Genomic DNA, 5,808 nt, shown 5'->3' on the forward strand with positions numbered 1-5,808 from the left:
TAAAACAGGAGTTTAAAAATGAAAAGACCACTTGAGATAGCACATGATTTTTTGTCTGAGGTTGTGACCCAGGATGATATCGTAGTGGATGCGACCATGGGCAATGGTCATGACACGCTTTTTTTAGCCAAGCTAGCCAAGCAAGTCTATGCCTTTGATATACAGAGACAAGCTTTGGAGAAAACCCAAGAGCGTTTAAATGAGGCAGGTTTAGAGAATGTTCAGTTGATTTTGCAAGGCCATGAGACACTTGATCAATTTGTGACAGAAGCCAAGGCAGGGATTTTTAATCTAGGTTATTTGCCTTCTGCTGACAAGTCCGTCATCACCCGACCTCAGACTACCATTGAAGCACTTGAAAAACTTTGTCATTTGCTTGTCAAAGGGGGACGGATTGCCATCATGATCTATTATGGCCATGAGGGAGGCGACACCGAGAGAGATGCGGTGTTGGACTTTGTTAGTCAGTTGAACCAACAAGAGTATACAGTTGCGATTTATCGAACTCTCAACCAAGTCAATAATCCCCCGTTTTTAGTTATGATTGAGAAATTAGAAAGATATAGACATGGATAAACAATACCTACGTGAGAAATTAGAGGCTATGCGCCAAAATTTTGTTGAGTCAACTCAACACGAGCGAGCGGTCGGGGTGCTCGACGAAGCACATATGAGCAAGAAAATGCTTAAAATAAAGAAAAAATTAGTGGCTCTTGAAATGGAACGATGCCAGAAAAAAATTGAGCACAAAGACTGTTCCAAGATTGATCAGAAGATCCAAGAGCAGAAGGAGATGTTTGAATTTTGTTGTAAAAAAGACTAAGGAGGGTCTAGATGACACTACTAATTTACCTGATTCTATTTTTATTAGTCTTAATCGTTTCAACTACGACCAATAAACTTTTGCCTTTTTTGCCCCTCCCCCTTGTACAAATCCTTTTGGGGCTTGGCATTGGTCTTTTTTTGCCCAATACTGACTTTCATCTTAATACAGAGCTGTTTCTGGCCATGGTTATTGGCCCCTTACTTTTCCGAGAGGCAGAAGAAGCCGATATTACATCGGTTTTAAAACACTGGCGCATCATTGTCTACTTAATCTTTCCAGTGATTTTCATCTCGACCTTGAGTTTGGGAGCCTTGGCTCACTTCCTTTGGCTGAGTCTTCCCTTGGCTGCCTGTTTGGCTGTTGGGGCAGCGCTTGGTCCGACGGATCTGGTAGCCTTTGCTTCTCTTTCTGAGCGTTTTCGTTTTCCAAAACGGGTATCCAATATTCTCAAAGGAGAAGGGCTTTTAAATGATGCTTCTGGCTTGGTAGCCTTTCGGGTGGCACTAGCTGCATGGACAACAGGCGCTTTTTCACTCAGTCAGGCTGGAACATCCCTAGCGCTTTCGATCCTTGGTGGTTTTGCAGTCGGTTTTGTGACGGCAATGATCAATCGTTTCTTGCATACATTTTTACTGAGTGTGCGAGCGACGGATATAGCGAGTGAACTCTTGCTTGAACTGAGTTTGCCTCTCATGACCTTCTTTATCGCTGAAGAAATCCATGTTTCAGGTATTATTGCAGTAGTGGTTGCGGGTATTTTAAAGGCTAGTCGATTCAAAAAAATTACGCTCCTCGAAGCTCAGGTAGACACCGTCACAGAGACCGTCTGGCACACCGTGACCTTCATGCTAAACGGATCTGTCTTTGTTATCTTGGGAATGGAATTAGAGTTGATTGCAGAGCCGATTCTGACCAACCCCCTTTATAACCCTTTACTATTATTAGTATCGGTTGTTTTGCTGACATTTTTACTTTTTGCCATTCGCTTTGCCATGATTTATGGCTTCTATGTTTGGAGAACACGACGCCTCAAGAAAAGTCTCCGTAAATACATGAAAGATATGCTCCTTTTGACCTTCTCTGGTGTTAAAGGGACAGTATCTATAGCGACCATTCTCCTCATACCAAGTCATTTGGAGCAAGAATATCCTTTGTTGCTCTTCCTTGTAGCAGGCGTTACGCTAATGAGCTTTTTAACTGGTTTACTGATCCTCCCCCACTTATCTGAGGAACAGGAGGAAAGCAAGGATCATTTGATGCATATTGCAATTCTGAATGATGTAGCTACAGAATTAGAAAAAGAACTAGAAGACCATAAGAATAAACTTCCCCTTTATGCAGCTATTGATAATTATCATGGTCGGATTGAAAACCTAATCCTCAGTCAGGAAAACAAGAGTGCCCAAGAGGATTGGGAGGTGCTTAAACTCCTCATTTTGAGTATTGAGAGCGATGGTTTGGAGCAAGCCTACGAGGAAGAAAGAATTGGAGAGCGTGGTTATCAAGTTTATCAGCGCTATCTGAAAAATATGGAGCAGAGTATTAATCGCAAGGTAGCTTCCCGTCTCACTTATTATTTCCTTGTATCGCTCCGTATCTTGCGTTTTCTCCTTCATGAATTGCTGACCTTTGGCCAGACCTTCCGTAGTTGGAATGACAAGGAACAACGCCGTCTTCGAGCCATTGACTATGATCAAATATCCGAACTCTATCTGGAGAATACGGAGTTGATTATCGAAAGTTTGGAAAATCTAAAAGGGATTTACACGAGTAGTCTGATTAGTTTTATGCAGGAGTCACGATTGCGTGAAACAGCCATTATCGGTAGTGGTGCATTTGTTGAGCGGGTTATCAATCGTATCAAACCAAACAATATCGATGAAATGCTAAGAGGTTACTATCTAGAACGTAAGTCAATCTTTGAATACGAAGAGAAAAAATTAATTACAACCAAATATGCCAAAAAATTACGGCAAAATGTCAACAATCTAGAAAACTATTCTCTGAAAGAAGCAGCAAATACCCTACCTTATGACATGATAGAATTAGTCAGAAGAAATTAGTCTAGAAAATCAACTTGTATTAGGAGGATTGCAACATGAAAAAGTGGTGGAAAGAGCCTATGGAACGGCCCTTGTTGAAAGCTTTTTTACATTTTTATCAAGCTTCCGATAGTGAACTGACCAGTGTTGCGGTTGCCTACTATTGGTTGATTTCAATCTTCCCCTTGCTGATGATAGTGGTCAATATTTTGCCCTATTTTCAAATTCCGATTTCAAATTTTTTGCTCACCATCAAGGAATTTGTGCCGGATACGGTCTATGATGTGGTCGCAAAGATTGTCCGAGAAGTCTTGACTCAACCATCGACTGGTTTGCTGAGTTTTGCAGTCTTGTCTGCCCTTTGGACCTTCTCGAAATCGATGGATTTCCTCCAAAAAGCTTTTAATAAGGCCTATGGAGTGGCCAAGAGCCGAGGTATTATCTCCCATCAATTGATGAGTTTACTCGTCAGCTTTGGCTTGCAAATTCTTTTTGCTCTAGCCTTATTTTTGAGTATGTTTGGGCGTATGTTGCTCAACTTGCTCAAAACTTACTGGCAATCAGACAGTCCTTTTTTTGATTATCTACAGGACTTTACAGGCCCTTTGATTTATGCCTTGCTCTTTGCCATCTTGGTCATGCTCTACTATTTCCTTCCAAATGTCAGAGTCCCTCGTATTCGCTACGTTTTTCCTGGTAGTATCTTTGTTTTGCTGACTCTTATCTTTCTTTTGAATATCTTTTCTGTCTATTTCAATAACTATGTCAACCATCTAGTTGACGTCCGATTTTTCGGTTCCATTATCGTGGTGGTGATGATGTTCTGGTTTATTCTCATCGCAAAGATTTTGATTATCGGAGCAGTTATCAATGCCAGTGTACAGAGTTTGAAAGATCCAAAGTTTCGTGATAACACTTTCTTTTTAAAAAATGAAGAATAAAAAAACGCTTTGTTTTCAAAGTGTTTTTTTTATTGCATTTGCAACAAAAATGTGCTATTCTATCATCATAGATGCGAGAGGAGGAAATATGTCGTTATTACGCGAAATCGGAGTTATAGCTCGTGCCCTAGATTCTATTGCTAATATTGAATTTCGTGATATTGAACTAGCTCGTGGGCAATATCTTTATTTAGTACGAATCAGGGAGAATCCAGGAATCATTCAAGAAGCCTTGTCGGATTTACTGAAGGTTGACCGTTCGACAGTTGCTCGTTCAGTAAAAAAACTGGAAGAAAAGGGGTTAATAAAACAAGGAATGACCAGTACAAATCGGAAAAATAAAGAGTGGTTTGTCACTGAAAAAGGAGAGGCACTTTATCCTTTTATCCTTGCTGAACATCACTATTCAGAGAATTCTGCCCTAAAAGGATTTTCTAGGGAAGAGGCCAGAGAACTGGAGAGCCTACTAATTCGGGTTAGAAAAAATATTACAAGTGATTGGGATATGGTCAAAAAAGGTCAGAAAAGAAATTATTTATAACGAGAGGTGAAAGATGAAAGTTGTCGTTGAAAATGAATTTTGGAGCTTGTTTCCAGAAGCACAGATTAGTGTTTTAGCAGTAAGGGGATTAGATAATACAGTTGATGAAAGCGAGGACCCCTATTTCAAAACCTTGCTAGATAAGGGAGCTAAACGAGCTGAGGATTTCATTTCGGATGAAAATTTTACTCAGAATGATGTCATTCAAGAATGGCGTCAGGCTTTCAGCAAGTTCAAAACGAAAAAGGGGGCACGCTCCTCTATAGAAGCTCTGCTTAAAAGGGTCAGTCAGGGAAGAGAGTTTAATCCCATCAATCCCTTAGTAGACGTCTATAATAGTGTCTCTCTATCTTATGCTGTTCCCTGTGGTGGCGAAGATGTGAACAAGATTGTAGGCAATCTTCATCTTGGTCAGGCTAAGGGAGGAGAACCTTTCTTTCCACTGGGAGCTGAAAACGATGCTCCTGCACTTCCAGAAGAACTGATCTATTACGATGATGAAGGAGCGGTTTGTCGCTGTCTCAACTGGAGAGAGGCACAGAGAACCATGTTGACAGAAGAGACAAAAGATGCTGTCTTAGTGATTGAAGCGATTAATGCAGAACAGGCAACACGTGCTCGGGCTGCCATGGAAGAATTACAGGAGTTAGTAAAGAACTACTTTGGTGTCCAAGGTAAATTGGTCCATCTAACTTCTGAATCCCCAGAATTTACACTTTAAACAGAAATAGCCCTGTCATCTCTCAGGAATAAAATTTCCTAAAGAAATGACGGAGCTATTTTTAATAGATAAACATGGCATCTCCAAAACTGAAGAAGCGGTAGTGTTCTTGGATGGCATGGTGATAGGCATCTAGGACTAAGTCACGACCGGCAAAGGCAGAAACCAACATGACTAGCGTTGATTTTGGCAGATGGAAGTTGGTTGAGAAGGCATCGACAACCTTCCACTCGTAACCAGGCTTGATAAAGATATTGGTCCAGCCAGAATCTGCCTGGATTTGCCCATCAAACTTGGAACCGATGGTTTCCAGTGTGCGGATCGAAGTAGTTCCAACAGCGATGACGCGACCTCCATTTTCCTTAACAGAGCGAAGGGTGGCAGCTGCTTCCTCAGAAAGCTGGTAGAATTCTGAGTGCATTTCGTGTTCGTCCAGATTGTCCACAGAAACAGGTCTAAAGGTCCCGAGTCCGACATGGAGGGTCAGATAGACCAGATGAACACCCTTGGCTTGGATTTCTGCTAGTAGTTCTTTGGTGAAGTGCAATCCAGCAGTCGGTGCTGCAGCAGAGCCACTTTCTTTAGCGTAGACCGTTTGATAACGTTCACGGTCATCTAGTTTTTCGTGGATATAGGGTGGTAGTGGCATTTCACCGAGACTTTCCAAAACTTCTAGGAAAATTCCTTGGTATTCAAAGCGGACAATGCGGCCCCCGTGGGTCAATTCTTCCGTAACG

Annotated in this window: 7 protein-coding genes; 6 read left to right on the forward strand and 1 reads right to left on the reverse strand. The window is 41.5% G+C overall.

Going from position 1 to position 5,808, the window contains the following annotated elements:
- Positions 1–18: 18 nt before the first annotated feature.
- The 6 genes from SORDD16_RS03075 to SORDD16_RS03100 all read left to right on the forward strand — a co-directional run bounded on the left by SORDD16_RS03075 (position 19) and on the right by SORDD16_RS03100 (position 5,071).
- On the forward strand, positions 19–576 hold the full coding sequence (locus SORDD16_RS03075) for a tRNA 5-(aminomethyl)-2-thiouridylate-methyltransferase MnmM (protein WP_061452341.1): 558 nt from the start codon (positions 19–21) through the stop codon (positions 574–576).
- Positions 569–823: a hypothetical protein gene (locus tag SORDD16_RS03080; RefSeq protein WP_061452342.1), complete on the forward strand. Its 255-nt coding sequence runs from the start codon at positions 569–571 to the stop codon at positions 821–823. The genes SORDD16_RS03075 and SORDD16_RS03080 overlap by 8 nt, the downstream gene beginning before the upstream one ends.
- Positions 824–834: 11 nt before the next feature.
- Positions 835–2,889 (forward strand): cation:proton antiporter, encoded by a 2,055-nt coding sequence (locus SORDD16_RS03085; protein ID WP_061452343.1) that lies wholly within the window; start codon positions 835–837, stop codon positions 2,887–2,889.
- 35 nt (positions 2,890–2,924) lie between these two features.
- Positions 2,925–3,809 (forward strand): YihY/virulence factor BrkB family protein, encoded by an 885-nt coding sequence (locus SORDD16_RS03090; protein WP_061452344.1) that lies wholly within the window; start codon positions 2,925–2,927, stop codon positions 3,807–3,809.
- 88 nt (positions 3,810–3,897) lie between these two features.
- Positions 3,898–4,350, forward strand: a complete 453-nt coding sequence (locus SORDD16_RS03095) for a MarR family winged helix-turn-helix transcriptional regulator (RefSeq protein WP_061452345.1) — start codon at positions 3,898–3,900, stop codon at positions 4,348–4,350.
- 13 nt (positions 4,351–4,363) lie between these two features.
- Positions 4,364–5,071 carry a B3/B4 domain-containing protein gene (locus tag SORDD16_RS03100; RefSeq protein WP_061452346.1) on the forward strand — a complete coding sequence of 236 codons (708 nt, stop codon included), beginning with the start codon at positions 4,364–4,366 and terminating at the stop codon, positions 5,069–5,071.
- 61 nt (positions 5,072–5,132) lie between these two features.
- Here the strand turns inward: SORDD16_RS03100 and queA are convergent.
- Positions 5,133–5,808, reverse strand: a 676-nt coding sequence (gene queA / locus SORDD16_RS11530; protein ID WP_241733946.1) for a tRNA preQ1(34) S-adenosylmethionine ribosyltransferase-isomerase QueA, incomplete at its 5' end; no start/stop codon positions are given.

Origin of the sequence: Streptococcus oralis (assembly GCF_001578945.1) — a bacterium.
Lineage (GTDB): Bacteria > Bacillota > Bacilli > Lactobacillales > Streptococcaceae > Streptococcus > Streptococcus oralis_Q.